Origin of the sequence: Jiangella alba, assembly GCF_900106035.1 — a bacterium.
GTDB classification, from domain to species: Bacteria; Actinomycetota; Actinomycetes; order Jiangellales; family Jiangellaceae; genus Jiangella; species Jiangella alba.
Genome location: NZ_FNUC01000004.1, coordinates 3,468,364 through 3,492,159 on the forward strand (window position 1 = coordinate 3,468,364; position 23,796 = coordinate 3,492,159).

At 70.2% G+C, this 23,796-nt stretch carries 19 protein-coding genes; 12 read left to right on the top strand and 7 right to left on the bottom strand.

Features of this window, described 5'->3' with window-relative positions; all coding sequences use genetic code 11:
* The first annotated feature begins 5 nt into the window (after positions 1–5).
* Entirely contained in the window at positions 6–1,331 is a 1,326-nt protein-coding gene (locus BLV02_RS33705; protein WP_069111474.1) for an aspartate aminotransferase family protein, read from the top strand.
* On the opposite strand, the gene BLV02_RS33710 is transcribed toward BLV02_RS33705, so the two are convergent.
* Positions 1,328–2,068 carry an MmgE/PrpD family protein gene (locus BLV02_RS33710; RefSeq protein ID WP_069111473.1) on the bottom strand — a complete coding sequence of 247 codons (741 nt, stop codon included), beginning with the start codon at positions 2,066–2,068 and terminating at the stop codon, positions 1,328–1,330. The genes BLV02_RS33705 and BLV02_RS33710 overlap by 4 nt on opposite strands.
* A gap of 139 nt (positions 2,069–2,207) precedes the next feature.
* Between BLV02_RS33710 and BLV02_RS33715 the strand changes: the two genes are divergently transcribed.
* The 3 genes from BLV02_RS33715 (at position 2,208) to BLV02_RS33725 (ending at position 6,959) form a co-directional block, all read left to right on the top strand.
* The gene (locus BLV02_RS33715; protein ID WP_069111472.1) at positions 2,208–3,011 is read left to right on the top strand and encodes a helix-turn-helix transcriptional regulator; all 804 of its coding nucleotides are present in this window, start codon (positions 2,208–2,210) and stop codon (positions 3,009–3,011) included.
* A gap of 105 nt (positions 3,012–3,116) precedes the next feature.
* Complete coding sequence (locus BLV02_RS33720; RefSeq protein WP_069111471.1) at positions 3,117–4,370, top strand: MFS transporter; 1,254 nt, start codon at positions 3,117–3,119, stop codon at positions 4,368–4,370.
* A gap of 534 nt (positions 4,371–4,904) precedes the next feature.
* Entirely contained in the window at positions 4,905–6,959 is a 2,055-nt protein-coding gene (locus BLV02_RS33725) for an alpha/beta hydrolase (RefSeq protein WP_216094222.1), read from the top strand.
* A 101-nt stretch (positions 6,960–7,060) separates the two neighbouring features.
* On the opposite strand, the gene BLV02_RS33730 is transcribed toward BLV02_RS33725, so the two are convergent.
* Positions 7,061–8,095 (bottom strand): LacI family DNA-binding transcriptional regulator, encoded by a 1,035-nt coding sequence (locus BLV02_RS33730; protein ID WP_069111469.1) that lies wholly within the window; start codon positions 8,093–8,095, stop codon positions 7,061–7,063.
* Positions 8,096–8,377: 282 nt separating this feature from the next.
* On the opposite strand from BLV02_RS33730, the gene BLV02_RS33735 reads away from it, so the two are divergent.
* The 7 genes from BLV02_RS33735 to BLV02_RS33765 all read left to right on the top strand — a co-directional run bounded on the left by BLV02_RS33735 (position 8,378) and on the right by BLV02_RS33765 (position 17,397).
* Complete coding sequence (locus tag BLV02_RS33735; RefSeq protein ID WP_069111468.1) at positions 8,378–9,751, top strand: ABC transporter substrate-binding protein; 1,374 nt, start codon at positions 8,378–8,380, stop codon at positions 9,749–9,751.
* 77 nt (positions 9,752–9,828) lie between these two features.
* Positions 9,829–10,773, top strand: a complete 945-nt coding sequence (locus tag BLV02_RS33740) for a carbohydrate ABC transporter permease (protein ID WP_069111467.1) — start codon at positions 9,829–9,831, stop codon at positions 10,771–10,773.
* Positions 10,770–11,654, top strand: coding sequence for a carbohydrate ABC transporter permease (locus BLV02_RS33745; protein WP_069111466.1), 885 nt, complete (start codon positions 10,770–10,772; stop codon positions 11,652–11,654). The genes BLV02_RS33740 and BLV02_RS33745 overlap by 4 nt, the downstream gene beginning before the upstream one ends.
* Positions 11,655–11,701: 47 nt before the next feature.
* The gene (arfA, locus tag BLV02_RS33750) at positions 11,702–13,210 is read left to right on the top strand and encodes an arabinosylfuranosidase ArfA (protein ID WP_069111465.1); all 1,509 of its coding nucleotides are present in this window, start codon (positions 11,702–11,704) and stop codon (positions 13,208–13,210) included.
* Positions 13,211–13,221: 11 nt separating this feature from the next.
* Complete coding sequence (locus BLV02_RS33755) at positions 13,222–14,607, top strand: glycoside hydrolase family 5 protein (protein ID WP_069111587.1); 1,386 nt, start codon at positions 13,222–13,224, stop codon at positions 14,605–14,607.
* Between the two features lie 56 nt (positions 14,608–14,663).
* On the top strand, positions 14,664–16,334 hold the full coding sequence (locus tag BLV02_RS33760) for an IlvD/Edd family dehydratase (protein WP_069111586.1): 1,671 nt from the start codon (positions 14,664–14,666) through the stop codon (positions 16,332–16,334).
* Positions 16,335–16,389: 55 nt separating this feature from the next.
* On the top strand, positions 16,390–17,397 hold the full coding sequence (locus BLV02_RS33765) for a LacI family DNA-binding transcriptional regulator (protein ID WP_074946902.1): 1,008 nt from the start codon (positions 16,390–16,392) through the stop codon (positions 17,395–17,397).
* 2 nt (positions 17,398–17,399) lie between these two features.
* On the opposite strand, the gene BLV02_RS33770 is transcribed toward BLV02_RS33765, so the two are convergent.
* The 5 genes from BLV02_RS33770 to BLV02_RS33790 form a co-directional block, all read right to left on the bottom strand.
* The gene (locus BLV02_RS33770; RefSeq protein WP_069111464.1) at positions 17,400–18,578 is read right to left on the bottom strand and encodes a fumarylacetoacetate hydrolase family protein; all 1,179 of its coding nucleotides are present in this window, start codon (positions 18,576–18,578) and stop codon (positions 17,400–17,402) included.
* On the bottom strand, positions 18,575–19,756 hold the full coding sequence (locus BLV02_RS33775) for a mandelate racemase/muconate lactonizing enzyme family protein (RefSeq protein WP_069111463.1): 1,182 nt from the start codon (positions 19,754–19,756) through the stop codon (positions 18,575–18,577). The genes BLV02_RS33770 and BLV02_RS33775 overlap by 4 nt, the downstream gene beginning before the upstream one ends.
* Before the next feature lies 1 nt (position 19,757).
* Positions 19,758–20,588, bottom strand: a complete 831-nt coding sequence (locus BLV02_RS33780; RefSeq protein WP_069111462.1) for a carbohydrate ABC transporter permease — start codon at positions 20,586–20,588, stop codon at positions 19,758–19,760.
* Entirely contained in the window at positions 20,585–21,526 is a 942-nt protein-coding gene (locus BLV02_RS33785; protein ID WP_083288638.1) for a carbohydrate ABC transporter permease, read from the bottom strand. The genes BLV02_RS33780 and BLV02_RS33785 overlap by 4 nt, the downstream gene beginning before the upstream one ends.
* 67 nt (positions 21,527–21,593) lie before the next feature.
* A complete protein-coding gene (locus BLV02_RS33790; RefSeq protein ID WP_141711572.1) occupies positions 21,594–22,853 on the bottom strand; it encodes an ABC transporter substrate-binding protein in 1,260 nt (419 codons plus the stop codon).
* Between the two features lie 137 nt (positions 22,854–22,990).
* Here BLV02_RS33790 and BLV02_RS33795 point away from each other — a divergent pair, with 137 nt between their 5' ends.
* Entirely contained in the window at positions 22,991–23,758 is a 768-nt protein-coding gene (locus tag BLV02_RS33795; protein WP_069111583.1) for an IclR family transcriptional regulator, read from the top strand.
* The last annotated feature ends 38 nt before the right edge of the window (positions 23,759–23,796 follow it).

Below are 23,796 nucleotides of genomic sequence, written 5' to 3' on the forward strand. Positions count from 1 at the left end.
GCACGATGACCAGCCGCACCTACGAGCTCGACCGGGCGCACGTGTTCCACTCGTGGTCGGCCCAGGCGAGCCTCGATCCGCTCGTCATCACGAAGGCGCACGGGTCGGCCGTCTGGGACGACGCCGGCCACCGCTATCTGGACTTCGCCTCCCAGCTCGTCTTCACCAACATCGGCCATCAACACCCGGACGTCGTCGAGGCGATCCGGGAGCAGGCGGCGACCCTGTGCACGATCGCGCCGCAGCACGCCAACGACGCCCGCTCGGAGGCGGCCCGCCTCATCGCCGGACTCGCGCCCGAGGGACTCGACCACGTGTTCTTCACCAACGGTGGCGCGGAGGCCGTCGAACACGCGGTCCGGATGGCCAGGCTGCACACCGGCCGGATCAAGGTGCTGTCGCGCTACCGCAGCTACCACGGTGGCACGGCGACGGCGGTCAACGTCACCGGCGACCCGCGCCGGTGGCCCAACGACTACGGTGCCGCGGGCACCGCGAAGTTCTTCGGGCCGTTCCTGTACCGCTCGGAGTTCGACGCCACGACGGAGGACGAGGAGTGCCGGCGTGCGCTGCGCCACCTGCGGCGCACCGTCGAGCTCGAAGGGCCGGCCACCGTCGCGGCGATCATCCTCGAGACCGTCCCGGGCACGGCGGGCGTCATGCCCCCGCCGCCCGGCTATCTCGCCGGCGTCCGCGAGATCTGCGACGAGCACGGCATCGTGATGATCCTGGACGAAGTGATGGCCGGCTTCGGGCGCACCGGCGCCTGGCTGGCGCTCGATCACTACGGTGTTCGTCCCGACCTCATCACCTTCGCCAAGGGCGTCACCTCGGGCTATGTCCCGCTCGGCGGCGTCGTGATCTCCCGTGGGATCCACCAGACCTTCGCCCATCGTCCCTATCCGGGCGGCCTCACCTACTCCGGACACCCGCTCGCCTGTGCGACGGCCGTCGCCACGATCCAGGTCATGCGCGACGAGCGCATCGTCGAGCGGTCGGCGCAGGTCGGCGGCGAGGTGCTCGGCCCCGGCCTGCGGGCCCTGGCCGAGCGGCACCCCTGCGTGGGCGAGGTACGCGGCCTCGGCACGTTCTGGGCGCTCGAGCTCGTCAGCGACCGGGCGACCAAGGACCCGCTGGCGCCCTACGGAGGGAGCAGCGCGACGATGGACGCGATCGCGGCGGCCTGCCGGCGCGAGGGCTTGCTGCCGTTCGTGAACGCCAACCGCATCCACGTCGTCCCGCCCTGCAACGTCTCCGACGCCGACGTCGCGGAAGGTCTGGAGATCCTCGACCACGCGCTCCGGCTCGGCGACGCGGTGTCGCCGGACTAAGGCCCCCACAAGGCGTCGCGCAGCGAGTCCGGCACGGAGGGCGCGTGCTCGAGCCCGGCGATGTCCGCGGCCAGGGCGGCATGGCGACGGCGTGCCGACGGGTCGGCGGGGAGCAGCGAGTCCAGTCGCCGCTGCAGGGCCGTCAGCGTGACGGCCGGGCGGACGGCGTCGGGCGTGAAGACCCGGGCCCGTGCCTCGCCCCGGACGCGAACCTCGAGCCGCGCGCTCGCCGGCTCGACCGAAGGGTCGCCGTGGAGCCGGACGCGGCGGGCGAGCTGCACCACCCGCGGATCGCTGCCGGGCGCGAGCACCTGGTGGTGGGTCAGCGTGCCGTGGACCAGCGCCGCGGCGACGCAGAAGGCGCCGCTCATCATCGCGGCGACCGGCCGTTCCGGCTCGGAGTTGGCGATTCCCGGGTAGGCGAGGTCGGCCTCGTCGAGTCTGACGGTGACGTCGTCGATGTCCGCGGCCACGGTGTCCAGGCCGGCCCGCGCTCGGCAGGCCAGCGCGACGGCGGTCTGGAGGATGTTGCACGCCGGGTACTGCTTGTAGGACGCCAGGTCGATGGCCCAGCCGCCGGGCGACGGGGCGAGGTCTTCCTGGAGCGTCGCCCGAGCGCCTCGTAGCCCGGCCGCGGCGAGGTCGCCCGCGAGGCAACCGGCGTGACCGGCCCGGCCGAGCTGCACCAGCCAGTCGTCGGAACCCTCGACGAGGGTCGCACTGGCACCGGCCGCCATGTCCGCGACGAGTAGTTCTGGACCGGCCCGCACACGAACGCACCCGCCGTTTCCTCAGCGCCATGTGCTGACGACGGCGCCGCGTGTTCCGCGAGGTGGCACCGGCGAAACGCTAGGCTGCCGTGACCGGAGGTGGCGCATGGCTCGCGAACCTGCCGACGAGGGGCGTAGCGCTCTCGCCGCGTTTCTCACGTCGCGCCGGGGACGGGTGTCGCCTGAGGAGGCCGGCATCGCGCCGGGTGTCCGGCGCCGAACGCCCGGCCTGCGGCGCGAGGAGGTCGCCCTGCTCGCCGGGATCAGCCCCACCTGGTACACGTACCTGGAGCAGGGCCGCCGGATCCATCCGTCGCAGCAGGTGCTGGACGCGATCGCCCGGGTGCTGCGGCTGAGCGAGGACGAGCGGCGCTACATGCACGTGCTCGCGTTCGGCGCGGTCCAGAATCCGCAGCCGCTCGCGGGTGAGATCCCGGCCGAGGAGATCGTCCGCCAGCTCGTCGCGACCGCTGAGCACAGTCCGTACCCCGTGTATGCCGCCGACCTGTTCGGCGACCTCATCGCCTGGAACCGGGCGACGGCCGACTACTACGCCGACTTCGACGCGATGCCGTCGGAGGACCGGAACATGATCCGCTGGCTGCTGTTCGACCCCGAGGCCAGGCGGCGGCTACCCGGGTGGGCGGCGGACGTGCCCGACATCGTCGGGCGGTGGCGGGCGATGGTCACGGCCCACAGCCACGTTCCCGGGCTGCTCGACCAGGCCGCGGAGTTCCGCCGTGGCTCCGCCGAGTTCGCCGAGGCATGGGACGGATACGAGGTGGTCGAGAGACGCACCCGCACCCGGACCTTCCTGATGCCCGGCGGGCACGTGGTCGTCATGCGGCTGATCGTCGTGCATGCACCCGAGTTCGAGCCGTCGCTGGTCGCGTTCCACGTGCCGGTCTAGAAACGGGTACCGCTGGTTCTACGACCACCACTGTCTACCCGCGCGACCGGCTCGTGCCGAACGATCGACTCGTCCACCGACGGGTCGAGAGGCAGGAGCCCTGCCATGTCCGTGCACACGGTCGACGTCCGCCGGGTCCAGCGGCGGACGATGTCCCTGCTCCTCGTGATCCAGGTGCTCGGCAGCACCGCCGTGACGATGACCTTCGCCGTCAGCGGCATCCTCGCCGCCGAGCTGTCCGGCTCCACCGGAGCCGCCGGCCTTGCCCAGGCGACGCTGACCCTCGGCGTGGGCGCGGCCTCCTATCTGCTGGCGGCCTGGATGAACCGGCGCGGGCGGCGCGTCGGCATGGCCGCCGGCTACCTGATCGGCGCGGTGGGCGCCGCGGTGTGCGTGGTCGCGGCCGAGGTCGGCAGCTTCCCGCTCCTGGTGGCGGGCACCGTCGCGTTGGGTGCGTCGGCCGCCTCGTCCAACGCCGCGCGCTACGTCGCCACCGACCTGGCCACCGCCGACCGGCGCGCGACCTCGTTGTCGCTGGTGGTGTGGGTCGCCACCGCGGGCGCCGTCGCCGGGCCGCTCATGGTGGACCAGGCGGAAGCGGTGGCCTCGGGCTTCGGCCTGCCGCCGCTGGCCGGGCCGTTCCTGTTCACCATGATGTGCGCGCTGGTCGCGGGGCTGGTGGTGTTCGCCTTTCTGCGGCCGGACCCGCTGCTGCTGGCCCGCGCGACCCTGCGGTCCCGAACGGCTCCGGAGGAGAGCGAGGCCGAGCCCGCGGGCCCGGTCTCCCGGTTCGCCGAGGTCGCGCCGACGGTGGCCGCCCTGGTCCTCGCGCACGCCACCATGGTCGCCGTCATGGTGATGACGCCACTGGAGATGCACCATCAGGGCGCGACGCACGCCACCATCGGGGCGGCCATCTCGGTGCACTTCCTCGGCATGTACGCCTTCTCGCCGCTGTCGGGACGGCTGGCCGACCGGATCGGCGTGCGGCCGTCGCTCACAGCGGGCGGTGGCCTGCTGATCGTCTCCGTCCTGGTGTCGGCCGGTCTGTTCGGCGCCTCGTCGTTCACCCACGGCCTCGGCCTGTTCCTGCTCGGGCTCGGCTGGTCGGTCTGCACGGTCGCGGCGTCGACGCACATCGCCGCGCTCTCGGCCGGGGACACCCGTCTCCAGGGCGGCGCCGACACCGCCATGACCGTCGTCTCGGCCGGTGCGGCGCTGGCCGCCGGCCCGATCATGGCCGTCTGGGGGTTCGCCGGCCTGCTCGCGATGGCGGCCGTCTTCTCCGCCGGCGTCGTGGTGGCCGCCCGTCGGACCCAGGGGAGTCGTCGACCTTGGTCGGTGGGCCGCCGGCGTTGAGTCAGGTCGAGGGTGGGCGGGCGGAACGAGTCGCGCCACGTTGCGGCGCGTGGACGCCGGCGTGCACGAGAGCTGTGGATCTACCTGCGCGAACGCGGCGCGCGGCCGCGAGGAACGCAGGCTCACCCTCAGCTTAGGTTGCACATATCAAATCAGTTGGTTGCGCATAGTGCAACCAAACACAACGTTATAAATGCGGCGCCAGAACCATTGACACCCTCCTGGCGGCGCCGCCAGCATGGGCGTCGGGCAAGTTTGCCGACGTTGTAAATGAGGGGCCCCGCCGCGTCGCATCGACCCGCCCGCACGGCCGAGGGTGATCGGCTCTCTCGGTAGTCGCATCCGTCGCGTCCTGCGCTGCGCGGGACGCCGGCGGACTCAGGACAGAGAGGATCAATGGTGATGGCATCTCGCCAGAGACGAACGCACCGCGTTGGGTTCCGCCGACGTTTGGCGGCTCTCCTCGTCGTTGCGGCCACAGCAATGGGCGCCCTGGTGGCGGTACCACCGACAGTGGCGGCGGAGGCGCCATGGGTGAGCGTCGACGACGCCGGCTTCGTCACGTTCACCATCCCTGCCGACCAGGCACAGAGCACGTTCGGCGACGTGACGCAGATCGTCGCGGAGGGCAACTTCGGCCCGTCGGCCAACTGGGCCCAGTGGGGTCTCACCCGGCGCGGCGCCAACTGGACGTCGGTGATGGGGCCGCTCGAACCCGGCCTGTACTACTACCAGTTCACCGCCGACGACACGAACGTCGTGAAGGACCCGACGAACCCCACGAGCGTGGCGTCGGAGCCGGAGTGGAGCACGCTGTTCATCCCCGGCGACTCGGCCGGCCTGCTGGCGGACGTGCCGGAGGGCCAGGGCGGAACCGTCGAGACGATGACCTACCGCAGCACGGTGACCCGGGGGGAGCGGTCCGCGCTCGTGTGGACGCCGCCCGGCTACGACGCCGGCCGCAAGGAGCCGTACCCGGTGCTGTACCTGCAGCACGGGGGTGGGCAGGGCTACCGGGACTGGGTCGAGGTGGGCCGCGCCAAGCAGATCTTCGACAACCTCACGCTGCGCGGTGAGATGGAGCCGATGGTCGTCGTGATGGGCGACGGCAACGTGCCGGACTTCCAGAAGGAGCTGCTGCGCAACATCGTGCGCGAGGCACGCCACGACTACAACATCTCCCGCCGGCCCTCCCAGCAGGCGCTGGCCGGCCTGTCGATGGGCGGCTACCAGACGTTGACCACCCTGTTCGAGCACCCGGGCGAGTTCGCCTACCTCGGTTCGTTCGCCGGATCCCGCGACGCTCCCCGCCTCGACGCCCGGAAGATCAACGAGGGCACGGAGCTGTTGCGCCTGTACACCGGCAACGTCACAGACGGTGCATACAACCGCACCTACCGCCTTATGCGGCAACTCGACGAGGCCGGCGTCGAGTACCAGTTCGACGGCGTCAACCCGGATCGCGGCCACAACTGGAACGCGTGGCAGGAGAACCTGATCGACTTCGCGCCGCGGCTGTTCCAGGAGGTCGACGACGACGGCCCCAGCTCCGGGCACCTCCCGCTGGAGGGCGAGTTCAGTCAGCCTCCGGCCGGCACCACCCCGACGCCGTGGATCACCGAGGACGGGTTCGTCACGTTCGAGACGACGACGGCGTTCACGGACGCGCAGAACGTCACCGTGTGGGGCAACTGGGCGCCCGGCGGCAGCTGGATCCGCGTGGAGATGTCCCGCGTCGGCGACCGGTGGCGCGCCACCGTCGGCCCGCTGAAGCCCGGCTTCCACCATTACCGGTTCATCGTCGACCGCGTGTCCACGAAGGACGCCTCGAACCCGACCCACGTCACCACGGAACCGACGTGGAGCACGTTCTTCATCCCCGGCGAGGAGGCGCGACTGCTCGCCGACGTGCCGGAGGGGCAGGGCGGCACCGTCGAGACGATGACGTACCAGAGCACCGTCGCGGGTGCCGAGCGGACGGCGTACGTCTGGACGCCGCCGGGGTACGACCCGGATCGGGCCGAGCCCTACCCGGTCTTCTACCTGCAGCACGGCGGCGGGCAGAACTACACCGACTGGATCGAGATGGGCCGCGCCAAGCAGATCCTCGACAACCATTACCTCGACGGCAACCTCGAGCCGATGGTCGTCGTGATGGGCAACGGCAACTCCTCGAACTTCACCAGGGAGCTGCTGGAGAACATCGTCCCGGTGTCACTCGAGCGGTACAACGTCTCCGACGATCCATCGCAGCGGGCGCTGGCCGGCCTGTCGATGGGCGGCGGGCAGACGTACACGGTGCTCAAGGCTCACCCGGGCGAGTTCGCCTACGTCGGGACCTTCTCGGCCGGGTTCGGCAGTGCCGCCGGGGTCGACGCCCAGGCCATCAACGACGGCACGACCCTGCTCAAGATCTATGTCGGCGACCCGACGGACTTCGTGTACCCGTCGTTCATGAGCTCGCTGACCGTCATGGACCAGCTGGGCATCGACTACGAGTACGACGGGCCTACGCCTGGTCCGCACGGGTGGGACGCGTGGCAGCGGAATCTCGTCGACTTCGCGCCGCTGTTGTTCCGGCAGGGCTGAGTGACGGCTCAGCACGAGCGGACGTGGCCGGCCGGCACCCCGGCCGGCCACGCCGTCGGCGCCGAACCTCCGCAGCCGGCGCCGACGGCGCGGCCGCGCGATCACCTGGCCCGGCCGGACCCGGTGGACTCGCGGGCGACGATCCGGAAATCGGGCTTGACGAGCAGCGGCGGAGGGTGTTCGCCGTCCTTCTCGTTGATGCGCTCGACCAGCAGCTCGACCGCGGTCTCGGCGATCTCCGCGCGGCCGGGGTCGACGCTGGACAGGGAAGGAACGGAGAACCGGGCCTCGTCGATGTCGTCGAACCCGATGACGGCGACGTCGTCGGGAACCCGCCGGCCGGCGTCGCCGAGAGCGCGCAGCGCGCCCAGAGCGAGCGTGTCGTTGAGCGCGAACAGGCCGTCGAACCGGATGCCGGACGCGATGAGGTCGCGCATGGCCTCGGCGCCGTTCTCGCGGTGCCACGGCGCCACGGCGCGGACGAGCTGCGGATCGACGGGGATGCCGGCCACCTCGAGCGCGGCCTTGTAGCCACGCACCCGCAGATCGGACGAGCGGATCTCCTCGCGCTGGTCCGGGTGCGCGCCGATGAGCGCGATGCGGCGCCGCCCGATCCCGAGCAGATGCTCGACGGCCGCCTGGGCGGAGCTGACGTTGTGCATCGTCACGTGGTCCGTGGGTCCGCCGAAGATCCGCTCGCCGAGCAGCACGAAGGGGAACCTGGGATGGATGAGGTGCCGGTCGGCCTGGCCGAGGCGTTCCGGACTGAACAGCAGCCCGTCGGTGAGGCGGAGCCGGCCGGCGCCCGTGACCGCGGCGATCTCACGCTCGCGATCGCCGCTGGTCTGCTCGACCAGGACGCCGAGGTCGTGCTTCTCCGCCGCCCGGATGATCTCGTCGGCCAATTCGGCGAAGTAGTTCTGCCGCAACTCGGGCACCGAAAGCCCGATGACCCCCGTGCGGCCGGACCGCAGCCCGCGCGCCGACAGGTTCGGCCGGTAGCCGAGCTCCTCGATGGCGGAGAGTACTCGCATGCGCGTCGACGGCCGGACGTGAGGGAAGTCGTTGATCACGTTCGAGACGGTCTTGATGGAGACTCCGGCCACCCGCGCGACGTCGTGCATCGTCGGGGCCACGTATTGCCTCCTCGCTCCGGCGGCGCGCCCACGCCGCCCCTGCATTGTAGGGGCCGACCGGGCCTCCGACGTGGGAGGCAAGGGCCGGCCACGTCGGTCTTGACACGGGCGAGACCCGTTGCCATAGTCGGCTTTAACGCTAAATATACAACGTTATAAATACTTCGCGGTAACCAGGCCCGGTGCGGGTGAGCGCCAGGAGCGCCTCGCCCTCAGCGCCGACCTCGGCCGCACGGCGACACGCCGATATCGGCGTCCTACGCATCCCGAAGGGACCACGCAATGAAGCGGAAGCCATTCTTCGCCGCGGCGGCGACGCTCGTCCTCGCCGGCACACTCGCCGCCTGCTCGTCCGGTGATGACGGCACCACCAGCAGCGGTGGCGACGGTGGCGGTGGTGGGTCCGACGCCAGTTGCACGAACACCGTTCCCAAGGCCGACCTGCCGGTCGTGACGCTCTGGGCCTGGTACCCGAACATGGAGCTGGTCGTCGACAACTTCAACGAGCAGAACGACGAGGTCCAGGTCTGCTGGACCAACGTCGGCCAGGGCGGCGACGAGTACGAGAAGTTCCAGACCGCCATCGCCGCGGGTACCGGCGCGCCCGACGTCGTCATGATCGAGGCCGACCGCATCCCGACCTTCCAGGTGCAGGACGCGCTCGTCGACATCAGCGACTACGGCTTCGAGGACGTCCGCGACGACTACAGCGAGGGGGCCTGGAAGGACGTCTCGATCGGCGACGCCGTCTACGGCGTGCCGGTCGACGGCGGCCCGATGGCGATGATCTACCGCAAGGACGTGTTCGCGCAGTACGGCATCACGCCGCCCACCACCTGGGCCGAGTACGAGCAGGCCGCTCAGACGGTGCGCGACGCCGGCGGGCCGCTGTTCGGAGACGTCGGCGCGAACGTGTCGGCCGTCATGATGGCCCTGCAGATCCAGAAGGGCGCCACCCCCTTCACCTACGACAGCGCCGACCCGGAGAACATCGGCATCGCCCTGAACGACCAGGCGTCGAAGGACGTGCTCGAGTACTGGGGCGGCCTGGTCGAGAAGGGTCTGGTCGGCACGCAGGACCAGTTCACCCCCGAGTACATCTCGGGCGTCATCGCAGGCGACTACGCCACGTACATCTCCGCGGCCTGGGCGCCGGGCTACCTGACGGGGGCCGGCGTGGGCGAAGGGGCGGACTCGGGCCAGTTCGCGGTCGCACCGCTGCCGCAGTGGGATCCCGCCGACCCGGTACAGGTGAACTGGGGCGGATCGGCGTTCTCGGTGACCAGCCAGGCCTCGGACCCGGAACTGGCCGCGAAGGTCGCGTTCGGCATCTACGCCGACGAGGCGTCGCTCACCGACGGCTGGACCAACCAGGTCATCTTCCCGCTGAACCTCAACGCGCTCGACGACCCCGCCTTCGCCGACCTCGCCGTGGAGTTCTTCGGCGGCCAGCAGGCCAACAAGGAGGTCTACGTCCCGGCGGCGAACGCCTACGAGGGCTTCACCTACAGCCCGCTGCAGCAGTACTACTACGACGCCATGACGCAGCAGCTGGGCGCGCTCAACGAGGGCTCCATCAGCGGCTCGGACGCCGCGGACCGGCTGCAGGACGACGTCGTCGGCTACGCCGAGGAACAGGGGTTCACGGTTCAGTGACCTGACGAGCGGGGCCGGCGCGTCGCCGGACGGCCGGCCCCGGCCTCGACCTCACCCACAGACCTCGGAGCACGCGAATGACCCTGCAGACCGCGCAGAGCGCGCCGCCGCGGGCCGAGCAGCCCGTACCCAGGAAGGCCAAGGCACCGCTGCGCGAGCAGCTGATCGGCTGGCTGTTCATCGGGCCCTTCGGTGTCGTCTTCCTCGCCTTCCTCGTCGCGCCCCTCGGCTACGCGCTCTACCTCAGCCTGTTCCGCAAGGCGCTGATCGGCGGGACGAGCTTCGTCTTCCTCGGCAACTACACGAAGGCGTTCACCGACCCCAGCTTCCTCGACGGCGCCTGGTTCGTCATCAGGTTCTCCCTCGTGCTCATCCCGCTCCAGATGCTCGTCTCGCTCGCGATGGCGCTCATCCTGGACATCGTCACGTCGTCGTTCGCCCGGTTCTCCCGGCTGATGATCTTCCTCCCGTATGCGATTCCCGCCGTCATCGGGGCGCTCATGTGGGGGTTCCTGTACAGCAAGAACTTCGGGCCGCTGGGCGACATCTTCGGCCTGTTCGGGGCCACGGCGCCGGACTTCCTCAGCCGCGGCGGAATCTTCTACGGCCTGCTCAACATCGTCACCTGGCAGTGGGCCGGCTACTACATGATCATCCTGTACGCCGCGCTGCAGGGCATCGATCCGACGCTGTACGAGGCCGCGCGGATCGACGGCGCCAGCACCTGGCAGATCACGCTGCGGATCAAGATCCCGCTGATCACCCCGGCGTTGCTGCTCATCCTGGTCTTCGCGCTGATCGGAACGCTGCAGTTCTTCAACGAGCCACAGATTCTGCGCGATCTCGCCGCCGGGGCGATCGGATCGGACTTCACGCCCAACATGTACGCCTACCAGCAGGCGTTCGGCCTGGCGAACTTCAACTACGGATCGGCGATCTCGTTCGCCCTCGGCGGCGTCGTCTTCGTCTGCGTCTACGTGTTCCTGTTCGCCACCCGCAAGCGGGGGAGCTTCCTCTCATGACCGTCCACCTCGACGCCGGCGCCCGCCGCCGGCGCGCCCAGCGCCACCTGCCGCTGCAGGTCCTGCTCGGGTTCCTGCTGGTCTATTTCCTGGTGCCGTTCTGGTGGGTCGTCGTCAACAGCTCGAAGGACGCCGCCGGGCTCTTCGGCGGCGGCAACGCGCTGTGGTTCGCCGACGACGTCGACTTCATCGGGAACCTCCGCGAGCTGTTCACCTTCAGCGGCGGGATCTACGCGCGCTGGTTGTTCAACTCCGCGCTCTATGCCTTCGTCGGCGGCGTCGGCGCCACCGCGCTGGCCGTGCTGGCCGGCTACGGGTTCGCCAAGTACCGCTTCGCCGGCCGGCGGTTCAGTTTCGCCGTCCTGCTGGGCGCGGTGATGGTTCCGGCCACCGCCCTGGTGATCCCGACGTTCATCCTGTTCTCCCGGCTGGGCCTGACGAACACGATCTGGGCGGTGATCCTGCCGTCGCTGCTCAATCCGTTCGGGGTGTACCTGATGCACGTCTACGCGCGCGACGCCGTCCCCGACGAACTGCTCGACGCCGCTCGCGTCGACGGCGCGGGGGAGGTGCGCTCGTTCCTCCAGGTCGCACTGCCGCTGATGCGCCCCGCGATGGTCACGGTCCTGCTGCTCTCGATCGTGGCCACCTGGAACAACTACTTCCTTCCGCTGGCGATGCTGTCGGACAACAACCTGTACCCCGTGACCGTCGGCATCGGCCAGTGGCAGGGCATCGCCTCGGCCAACAACGCCGGCGGCACCTCGCTCTGGAGCATCATCATCATGGGTTCACTCGTCTCGGTCATCCCGCTGATCATCGCGTTCCTGACGTTGCAGCGGCATTGGCGCGGAGGCCTGGCCATCGGCAGCCTCAAATAGGGCCCGCCCGCACCTGTGCCCCTCGCCCGTTGACCGATAAGAGGATCATGAACCGCGCTCACCTGACCATCGACCCGTTCTTCACCGTCGGCGCCGTCAACCGCCGGCTCTTCGGCTCCTTCGTCGAGCACCTCGGCCGCTGCGTCTACGACGGCATCTACGAACCCGGCCACCCGGCCGCGGACGAGCACGGGTACCGCGAGGACGTCATCGCCCTCGTCAGGGAACTCGGCGTGACGACCGTTCGCTACCCCGGCGGCAACTTCGTCTCCGGCTACCGCTGGGAGGACGGCATCGGGCCGCGCGAACAGCGCCCGCGGCGTCTCGACCTCGCGTGGCACTCGACCGAGACGAACGAGGTCGGCCTCGACGAGTTCGCCGCCTGGCTGCGCAAGGCCGGCAGCGAGCTCATGTACGCCGTCAACCTGGGCACGCGCGGTGTCCAGGACGCCTTGGACGTCCTGGAGTACGCCAACGTCCCGTCGGGCACCCACTTCTCCGACCTGCGCATCGCGAACGGCACTCCGGCGCCGCACGACATCAGGATGTGGTGCCTGGGTAACGAGATGGACGGCCTCTGGCAGCTCGGTCACGGCACCGCCGAGGAGTACGCGAGCATCGCCGCCAAGACCGCCCGCGCCATGCGGCAGATCGACCCCGGTCTCGAACTGGTCGTCTGCGGCAGTTCGAGCGCGCAGATGGCGACATTCGGCAGCTGGGAGCGGACGGTGCTCGAGGCGACCTACGACCACGTCGACTACATCTCGTGCCACGCCTACTACGAGCCGAAGGACGGCGACACCGCTAGCTTCCTCGCGTCCGCCGCGAACATGGACCGGTTCATCGAGTCGGTCGCGGCGACGGCCGACCACGTCAAGGCCGAGCGCCGCAGCACGAAGACCATGTACATCTCCTTCGACGAGTGGAACGTCTGGTACCAGTCGCGGTACCGAGGGGAGCGCCACACCCGCATCGACGACTGGCCGGTCGCGCCGCGGCTGCTGGAGAACACCTACTCGGTGATGGACGCGGTGGTCGTCGGCAACCTGCTGATCTCGCTGATCAGGCACGCCGACCGCGTGACGTCGGCGAGCCTCGCCCAGCTGGTCAACGTCATCGCGCCGATCATGACCGAGCCCGGTGGCCCGGCCTGGCGGCAGACGACGTTCTTCCCGTTCGCCCTCACCTCGCGCCTGGCCCGCGGCGAAGCACTCGAGCTCAAGCTCGACAGCCCCACCTTCACCTCGGCCCAGCACGGCGAGGTCACGGTCGTCGACGCCGTGGCGACCCACGATGCCGCGAGCGGCGCGACCGCGGTCTTCCTCGTCAACCGCGACCAGGAGACGGAGGCCGAGATCGAGATCGACGTCCGGATGCTCGGCCAGGTCGAGGTCGGCGACGCCTGGACGTTGAGCGACAAGGACCCGCATGCCGCCAACACCCTGGAGCAGCAGGACCGGGTGCGCCCGGTGGTCAACCCCACGGCGGCGATGAGCGACGGCACCGTGACGATCTCCCTGCCGCCCGTCTCCTGGACAGCACTCACCCTCGGATGAACGGAGTCACCATGCTCAGAGTCGACGGGAGCCGGATCGTCGCCGGCGACCAGCCGGTGGTGTTGCGAGGCGTCGGCCTCGGTGGCTGGATGAACATGGAGAACTTCATCACCGGCTATCCCGGTACGGAGTCGCAGCAGCGCAAGGCGCTGCGCCGGGTGCTCGGCGACGACGGCTACACGCGGTTCTTCGACCGCTTCCTCGACGCGTTCTTCACCGACGACGACGCGGCGCTGCTCGCCGGACTGGGCCTCAACTCGGTGCGCATCCCGTTCAACTACCGGCACTTCGAGGACGACGCGGCACCGTTCGAACTCGAGACCGAGGGCTTCGCCCGGCTCGACCGCGTGGTCGACGCCTGCGCGCGCCACGGCATCTACACGATCCTCGACCTGCATGCCGTGCCCGGCGCTCAGAACCAGCACTGGCACAGCGACAACCCCACCCAGTGGGCCCACTTCTGGAGCCAGCGGCAGTTCCAGGACCGGGTGGTGCACCTCTGGGAGCGGCTCGCCGACCACTACAAGGACCACCCCTGGGTCGCGGGATACAACCCGGTCAACGAACCGGCCGACGTCGAGGGCACGACCATCGGGCCGTTCTACCGCCGGCTCGAGGCCGCCATCCGCGCCGTCGACCCCGGCCACATCCTCTTCCTCGACGGCAACCGCTACTCGACCCAGTTCGACCAGCTCGGCGACCCGCTGCCGAACTGTGTGTACACCGCCCACGACTACGCCAAGCCGGGGTTCGTCGACGGCGGCCCGTACCCGGGCGTCAGCAGGGGCGAGTACGTCGACCGCGACCGGGTGGAGGAGACGTTCCTCGCCCGCACCGCGTACATGCGCGAGACCGGCACCCCCATCTGGGTCGGCGAGTTCGGCCCCGTCTACACCGGCGACCTGGCGCGCGACGAGCAGCGCTACCGGCTGCTCGAGGACCAGCTGGAGATCTACGGCCGCCACGAGGCGAGCTGGGCGCTGTGGACCTACAAGGACATCGGCCTGCAGGGACTGGTGACGGTCGACCCCACGTCGCCGTATGCCCGGCGGGTAGCGCCGGTCATGGAGAAGAAGGCGCGCCTCGGTGTCGACTCGTGGGGGTCGACTGACGCGGGCATCCGCGCGGTCATGCAGCCCATCGAGGACCTGTTCGCGCGCGAGTTCCCCGACTTCCAGCCCTACCCGTGGGGCGCGACGCGGTGGATCCACGGGCACGTGCGCCATGTCATGCTCGCCGAGGCCATGGTGGGCGACTTCGCGAAGGCGTTCGAAGGCGTCACCCCGGACGAGGCGGAACGGCTCGCGGACTCCTTCGCGCTCGAGCGGTGCCGGGTGCGTGAGAACCTCGCCGAGGTCCTGCGCCGTGCAGCGGCAGTGGGGGAGCCGACCCGGTGACGCGCGTCGACGTCCGCCGCAGCCGGGCCTGGTTCGGCGCGGCCGGCCGGTCCGGCATGATCTACCGGTCCTGGATGCGCAACCAGGGGTTCGGCGCCGAGGTGTTCGACGGGCGGCCGGTCATCGGCATCGCCTCCACGTGGTCGGAGCTGGCGCCGTGCAACGCGCACCTGAACCGCGTCGCGGAGGCGGTGAAGCGCGGCGTCTGGCAGGCCGGCGGCTTCCCCCTGGAGTTCCCGGTCATGGCGACGGGCGAGACGCTGATCCGCCCGACGGCGATGCTCTACCGGAACCTGCTCGCCATGCAGGCCGAGGAGCTGATCCGGGCCAACCCGCTCGACGGCGTGGTGCTGCTGTCCGGCTGCGACAAGACCACACCTGGACTGCTGATGGGCGCGGCCAGCGTCGACCTGCCGGCCGTCATGGTGACCGGCGGGCCGATGCTCAACGGCAGGTTCCGCGGTCAGGACGTCGGTTCCGGCACGCACGTGTGGAGGTTCGAGGAGGAACTCAAGGCCGGCCGGATGACCCAGGACGAGGTGTTCGAGGCCGAGGGCTGCATGGCCCGGTCCAACGGGCACTGCATGACCATGGGGACGGCCTCGACGATGGCCTGCGTGGCCGAGGCGCTGGGCATGCAGCTGCCCGGGTCCGCGACCTGGCCGGCGGTGGACATGCGCCGGTTCGAGGTGGCGCAGCAGGCCGGCCGGCGCATCGTCGCGATGGTCGAGGAGGACCTGCGGCCGAGCGCGGTGCTGACGCGGGCGGCCTTCGAGAACGCGATCCGGGCCAACGCGGCCATCGGCGGGTCGACGAACGCGATCATCCATCTGCTGGCCATCGCCGGCCGGCTGGGCGTCGAACTGACACTGGACGACTTCGACGAGCTCGCCCGGCCGGTGCCCACCGTCGTCGACCTGATGCCGTCGGGCCGGTTCCTGATGGAGGACTTCTGCTACGCCGGCGGGCTGCCGGTGGTGCTGCGCGACCTCGACGAGGCCGGGCTGCTCGACGGCGGCGCGCTCACCGTCACCGGCCGGTCCATCGGGGCGAACGTCGCGGGCGCGGAATGCTGGAACCGCGAGGTGATCCGGCCCATGGCCGAGCCGCTGCAGCCGGCCGGATCCGGCACCGCGGTGCTGCGCGGCAACCTCGCGCCCGGCGGCGCCGTCGTCAAGCAGTCGGCCGCCTCGCCGGAACTGCTGCGCCACACCGGCCGGGCGGTCGTGTTCGACACTCCGGAGCAGTACCACGAGGTCTGCGACGACCCCGACCTGGACATCGCGGCCGACGACGTCATCGTCATCCGCGGCGCCGGGCCCCGTGGCTACCCCGGCATGCCCGAGGTGGCCAACGTCCCGATCCCGGCGAAGCTGCTGCGCGCCGGCGTCACCGACATGGTGCGGGTGTGCGACGGGCGGATGAGCGGCACCGGCTACGGCACCGTGGTGCTGCACGTGACGCCCGAGTCGGCGGCGGGCGGGCCGCTGGCGTTCGTGCGCACCGGCGACACCGTCACGCTCGATGTCCCCGCACGGACGCTCACCCTCGACGTCGGCGACGACGAGCTGGAGCGGCGGCGCTCGGCGTGGAAGCCGCCGGCGCCCGTGCACGGCACGGGCTACGGCTGGCTGTACACCCAGCACGTGCTGCAGGCCGACCACGGCGCCGACTTCGACTTCCTCGTCGGCTCCCGCGGCGCGGCCGTGCCGCGCGAATCCCACTGAACCGGACGGGTCGTCGGTAGCCGGCCGGAGGGGCGATGATGGTTCCGTGGTGCGCATGACGGATGTGGCGGACGCGGCCGGAGTGTCGGCCATGACGGTGTCGAACGTGATCAACGGCCGGCCCGGGGTGGGCGCCGAGACCCGGCTGCGGGTGCTGCGGACGATCTCGAGGCTCGGCTACCAGGTGAACCACGCCGCGCGGCATCTCCGGGCGGGCCGCACCGGCGCCGTCGGGCTGATCGTGCCCGACATCGACCGGCCCTACTACGCGCAGCTGGCCAGCAGGCTCGCCAAGGGCGTGGAGAAGAGCGGCCTGCACCTCGTCGTCGAGCGCACGGGCGGCGACGCCGAGCGCGAGCTCGAGGCCATCTCGTTCGGCCGGCTGCGCATGTACGACGGCGTCGTCATCAGCCCGCTGCGGGTCGCCGCCGCCGACCTGGACCAGCTGCGGTTCGAGACGCCCGTCGTGTTCATCGGCGAGCGGCCGGTGCCGGCCACCTTCGACCACGTCATGATGGACAACGTCGGCGGTGCCAGGCAGGCCACGGAGCACCTGCTGAGGACCGGCTCGCGGCGCGTCGCCATCATCGGCGGCCGGCACGACGACCACGTCGACGACATGCCGTCGCTGCGCACCCGGGGCTACCGCCAGGCCCACGCCGAACTCGGCGTCGACGTCGACGAGCAGCTCGTGGTCGAGGTCGAGTCGTTCGACCCCGGCTCGGCGTTCCAGGTCGTCAAGCAGCTGCACGAGACCGGCGTCGGCTTCGACGGCGTGTTCGCGCTCACCGACGCCGCCGCGATGGGGGTGCTGCGGGCACTGGCAGACCTCGGGGTCGCGGTGCCACGCGACGTCCAGGTGATCGGGTTCGACAACGGCAACGAGACCGAGTTCCTGGTGCCTCGGCTGTCGTCGGTGGAGCCGGGCAACGACACCATGGCCGATCGCGTCCTGGAGCTGCTGCAGCGCCGGGTCGGCGCGTCCGGCGACGAGAACGAGACGCCGGACGCGCTGACCACCGTCGTGACGGCACGGCTGGAGCTGCGCGAGACGACGCGCTGAGTTCAGAGCAGGCCCCGGCGCGCGAGATTGGTCATGAGCGCACGGATGCCGAAGTCCCACGGCGTGCACTCCTCGGCGTGCTGGACCCGGTTGACCAGTGTGCCCAGCGCCGGTGAGCTGATCTCGACGACGTCGCCGAGCTTGTGGGTGAACCCCTCTCCGGGACGGTCGCGGTCCTGGATGGGCGCGAACATGGTGCCGAGCATCAGGACCGCGCCGTCGGGATAGTGGTGGTGCGGGCCGATCAGCTGGTCCACCAGAGCCACCGGATCGCGCGAGATCTGCGACATCTCCGAGACCGCGTCGAGGCGGAACCCGTCGTCGCCGGAGATGTGCAGTCCCACCTCCAGCCCGCGCACGTCGTCCAGCCCGAAGCGGTCGTCGAAGAGCCGGATGAACGGTCCCAGCGCGCACGAGGCGTTGTTGTCCTTCGCCATCGGCAGCAGGAGCGCGGACCTGCCTTCGACGTCGCGCAGGTTCACGTCGTTGCCGAGGGTCGCTCCGACGATCCGGCCGCTGGACTGGACGACCAGCGCCACCTCCGGCTCGGGGTTGTTCCAGGTCGACGTGGCGAGCACCCCCACGGGCACGGCCGTTCCCACCGCGGACAGGACCTGGCCCTTGGTGAAGATCTCGGCATCGGGACCGATGCCCACCTCGAGATACTGACTCCACGCGCCCTCGGCGACGAGCAGGTCCTTGAGCCGTCCGGCCTCCTCGGATCCGGGCGACAGGTCGTGGAAGTCCACGCCCACGCCGGCGAGCATCCGGCGGCGGAGGTCCGCCGCGAGCGTCAGGTCTCCCCGGGCCCGCTCCTCGATGACCCGCTCGATCATCGACACGGCGAACGTCACGCCCGCGGCCTTCAGCGCCTGGAGGTCGACGGGGGCGAGCAGCCAGGGCCGTGCGTCGTCGCGGTGGGCGGCGCCGGTGTTGCCCAGCACCTCGTCGACGGTTCCGACCCGCCGCCCGGCGAGTCCGGCGGCCACCGTCGCCGGCTCGGGCACCTCGCAGAGGTCACGGACTGTGGGAAAGCTCGAGCTGATGTCGATGACCTCGCCGTCGCGGACGACCACGGGCGACGGCCCGGCGACGGCGGGATCCCAGATCCGGCCGATCAGGACGCCGTCCCCGGCGGTGTCCGGCAGGGTCTCGGCGGCCGTTCCGAACCACGGCGTCATTCGTCGGCTCCCAGGTTGAAGAAGGAACGCTCGTCCTGCGGCCGGATGTCGTAGACGGCGTCGTCGAACAGGCGCATGGGGTGCGGGGTGAACGGATGGCGGGCGATCTCCTCCAGGTCGAGCTCGATGCCGAGTCCGACGCATGCGGGGACGAGCAGGTCGCCGTCGGCGGTCAGGGTGAGGCGTTCGTTGGTGATGTCCGGGCGCCAGGGCACGTCGGTCGCCATGATCTCCAGGTACCGGAAGTTGGGCAGGCTGGCGCCCAGTTGCAGGGTCGCGGCCGTGCTCAGCGGCCCGCTCGGGTTGTGCGGCGCGAAGCCCACGTAGCTGGTGGCGGCGAGGGTGGAGATGAACGCCAGTTCGGCCAGCCCACCCGCGTGCGTCACGTCGGGCTGGACGAAGTCGACCGCCTGACGTGCGAGGGCGGGGACGAAGCCCTGGCGGCCGAACCAGCGCTCGCCGGCCGCGATCGGCACCGGCGACGCGCGGCGCACGTCAACGAGAGCGTCGAGGTTGTCCGGCGGGCACGGCTCCTCGAACCAGACCGGGTCGAACTGCGCGATCTCGCGGGCGATCTTGATCGCGTGGTGCACGTCGAAGCGGCCGTGACCCTCGATGAACAGCTCGACATCGGGGCCGACTGCCGAGCGCACGGCGTCGATCTGCGCGAGCACGCGGTCCAGTTGCCGGGAGGTGATGACGAGGTCGTAGTTCTCGAACGGATCCCATTTGAGCCCGCGGAACCCGGTGGCGACGGTGCGCGCGGCCGCGGCCGCGTAGTCCTCCGGCGTCGCGGCGCCGGAGAACCAGCCGTTCGCGTAGGCACGCACGCGATCGCGCGTGCTCCCGCCGAAGAGCCGCGACACCGGGACGTCCAGATCGCGGGCGGAGATGTCCCAGAGCGCCATCTCCAGCGAGCTCAGCGCGGTCATGATGACCGGCCCGCCGCGCCAGTACCAGTCGCGCGCGAGTTCGTGGATCGTGCCGGAGACGCGCGTGGGGTCGAGCCCGGTCACGGCCTCGGCGAGCTCGGCGATCGCTCCCTGGACGGCACGCTCCTTGCCTTCGAGCGTCGCCTCGCCGAGGCCGGAGATGCCCTCGTCCGTCGACACGCGCACGATGACGAGGTTGGTGCGGTAGAAGTCGACCACGAAGGTGTCGACCGAAGTGATCTTCATATCAACCCTTGACTGCGCCGGCGGTCATGCCGGCGACGACGTACTTCTGCGCGAACAGGTAGAACGCGACGGCGGGCAGCGTGAACATGAAGGCCACCGCCATCACCGTCTGAACCGGAGTCCCGACCTCCCCGATGAAGCTGGCGATTCCCACCGAGGCCGGCTGCGTCTCCGGTGCGTAGATGAACGTCACCGCGAAGACGTACTCGTTCCAGGCGTGGAAGAACGCGATGACCGCCGCGGCCGCGATCGACGGGCCGATCAGCGGCACGTTGATCCGCACCAGCATGGTGAGCGGCCGGGCGCCGTCGACCCGGCCCGCCTCCTCGAGCTCACGCGGGATGCCGTCGATCGCGCCCTTGAGGATGAGCGCGACGATCGGCAGCACGAACGCCGAGTTGGCCAGGATCAGCCCGGTGAGGGAGTCGAGCAGGTCGAAGCGGTTGAACAGCGAGAACAGCGGCACCACCATGAGCGCCTCGGGAAGCATCTGGGTGAGCAGCAGGACGACCGCCGTCAGGGTCTTGCCCCGGAACGAGAACCGCGAGAGCGCATACCCGAGCGGGATGCCCAGGCCGATCGACAGCACGGTCGTGCCGAGGGCGATCACCAGGCTGTTGCGCAGCCACCCCAGAGCCTCGCCGTCGGACAGCGCGTCGACGAACACCCCGAACTGAGAGAAGTCGGGGAGCAGGCGGGCGTCGGAGGCGAAGAGGTCGGCGTTGCTCGACAGCGCCGTGACGAACATCCAGTACAGGGGGAAGACCGCGATCCCCATCACCATGAGGACGGCGACGATGCGCAGCGTCAGGCCGATGCGGAGCCGGCTCATCGCAGCCCCTCCTTCTCGGCGGCACGGGTGACGAGCCGGCTGCCCGCGATGACGATCAGGGAGATGACGACGCCGACCATGCCGATGGCCGCGGCGGTGCCGAGTTGCTTGGAGTCGAACGCCTGCGCGTAGAGGTCGATGACGAGCGTCTCGGTGGAGCCCACCGGGCCGCCCTTGGTCATCAGCCAGATCAGCTCGAACCGCCGGATCGACCAGATCGTCATCAGCAGCGCGAGCAGACCCACGGTCGGCTTGATGACCTGCCAGGTGACGGCACGGAAGGTCCACCACCGCCCGGCGCCGTCCATCGTGGCCGCCTCGGTGAGGTCACGCGGCACCGCCTGCAGCGCGGACAGCAGCACCACCGAGGTGAGCGGGAAGAGCTGCCAGATGGTCGTCAGCAGGATCGCCGGAAGGGCGTAGGTCGAGCTGTCGAGGATCGCGCCGCCAGGAACGCCCAGCCCCACGGCGTCGAGGAACCGGTTCACGATGCCGTACTGGGGGTTGAGCATCCAAGTCGCGATCAGGGCGACCGCGATGCCGGGCGCTGCCCAGGGCACCGTGACGAGAGCGCGGACGACGCCCCGGCCGCGGAAGCTCCGGTTGAGCAGCAGGGCGACCAGCAGCCCGGCGCCCACGGAGCCGACGACGCAGGCGACGACGTAGACGAACGTGGTGCGCAGAGTGCGGTGGAAGTCCTCGTCGGCGAAGATGTGGGCGTAGTTCTCCAGGCCCACCCAGGTGCTGTTCGTGGGATTGAGCAGCGAGGTCCGGGTGAAGCTCAGGAAGATCTCCTGAGCCAGCGGAACACCCTGGAAGAGGACGATGAAGATGGCGGCGGGCGCCAGGAACAGGTAGGGCGTCCACCTGCTGCCGAGGGGACTGCGCCGGCGTCCGGTCTCGGTCCGGGGCGCTCTCGTCTGCTCGAGCACGGTCATCGAGTGGTGTCCTTCGTCGCGGTGGTCAGGTGCCGGGGCGAGCGAGTCCCGCCCCGGCGCCGTCGGGTCAGCCGACCAGGTCGGTCGCCTGCTCCTGGGCGGTGTCCAGGGCGGTCTCCAGGTCGACGTCGCCCTGGAGCGCGGCGATGACGTTCTGCACGACGATCTTGCGGATGTCCGGCGTCTGAGCCTCGAAACCGAGCACGATCTGCGGGAGGCTCGACTCGGTGAGCTCGTCGAAGGCGGGCAGGAACGGCATCGCCTGCAGCGACTCCGCACTGCGCTCGGTCGCCGTCGCGACGCTGCTCGCGCCGAGGATCTCCTGCAGCGCCACCTGGTTCTCGTCCTCCAGCGCCCACCGGATGAACGTGGCCGCCTCGTCCTTCGCCTCGCTCGCCTCGTTGATCACGATGGGCGCGAGGATCGTGCCCTGGCTGCGTTCCGGGAAGGGGATGGGCGCGACGCTGAAGTTCAGCCCGGGGCTCTCGGCGAGCAGGTGCGTCGCATAGCCGCCGTTGTTCAGCTCCATCGCGACCTTGCCCTCGGCGAACATGCGGCGGAAGGTCGCCGCGTCGGCGCCGCGCGGAATGACGTTCGCGTCGTAGAGGTCCTTGTAGGCCTGCAGGCCCTCGAGGTTCTCGGGCGCGTTGATGGTGAGTTCCTCACCGTCGGACCAGGCGCCGCCGAAGCCGTAGACGTAGTTGAAGATGTCCTGCCAGACACCGGCCTCCTCGGCCTCCGTCTGGCGGAACGCCAGCCCGAACACGTCGCCGCTGGTCAGCGACTGTGCCGTGGCGAAGAAGTCGTCGTAGGTCGTCGGCGGTTCGGGGATCAGGTCGGCGTTGTAGAACATCGCGTAGTTCGAGGCCTCGAAGATGATGCCGTGACGCACGTCGTCGTGGACCATGAACCGGTCGGGCTGCTCGAGCAGCTCGTACTCGCCGACGTCGATCAGGTCGTCCAGGGGAGTGATCAGGCCGGCGTCGGCGGCCGCCTCGAACTCGGGCATGTCGAAGCGGACGAGGTCGGGTCCCTCGCCGCCGCCCATCTGCGTCAGCACGGTCTGACCGAACGTCGGGTACGGGACCGATGCGGCCTCGACACGGATCTCGTCCTGGCTCGCGTTGAACGCGTCGAGCCATTCCTGCAGGTGCGGCCCGCGGCCGGGGTCGCCGAAGGTCGAGGCGGCGAAGGTGAGCGTCGTGACGCCGCCGTCCGAGCCCGAACTCGAGCCGGAGTCGGAGTCGGAGCCGCATCCGGTCGAGACGGCAAGGCCGACGACGGTGGCCGCGGCGACCATGGCGCGGCGAACGCGTGGTGTCCTCATCGGGTGCTCCTCATGGAGTCGTGACTCTGCTTGAACGTTAAAGGTCTGCAACGATCGTAGGAACATATGCAACGCTGTCAAATCACGGTTGCACATCGTTACGTGCCCGTTGCGTATAGTGCAATCAGGAGGTGGTCGTGTCTCAGACGGTCCAGCGCGCGATCGAGCTCATCAGGAGGTCCGCGGAGCACCCGCTGAGCCTCGCCGACGCCTCGGAGGTCCTCGGTGTGCACAAGTCGACGGCCCTGCGGATCCTCCAGACGCTCGAGGCGGCGCGGTTCGTCCGGAAGACCGGTGCGGGGACGTACGTGGTCGGGAGCGGTCTGATCGAGCTGTCCGAGCTGGCGCTCGGCTCGATGGACCTGCGCGAGTTCGCCTCCGCGCACCTGCGCCGGCTCCAGCGGGAGACCGGCCATACGGTGCACCTCGCGCAGCTGACCGGCGACGAGATCATCTACATCGACAAGGTCGACAGCCCGGCCTTCGACGCCGTCAAGCTGCCCTCACGGGTCGGCCGCGCCGTCTCGATCTACGCGAGCGCCGTGGGCAAGGTGATCCTGGCCCACCTGCCGCGAGACGAGCGCGACCGCCTGCTCTCACACGTCACGTTCGAGCGCTACACCGACACCACGTTCGCCGACCGCGCGTCGCTCGAGCTCGAGCTGATCGAGGTGCGCGAGCGAGGCTGGGCGACCGACAACGGTGAGCACGACGCCTACGTGATGTGCGTGGCGGCGCCCATCCTGGACACCCGCGGCCGGGTCGTCGCCGCCGTGTCGATCACGGCGATCGAGGTGATCGCCACGTTGCCGCAGCTGGAGGCGCGCCTTCCGCTGCTGCTCGACACCGCGGCGACGATCTCCGCCGAACTGGGCTACGCCGCGGGCGCCGCGCCGGTCGGCTGACCGGCGCGGCGCCCGGCGCCTGGGACGGCGCCTCGGAT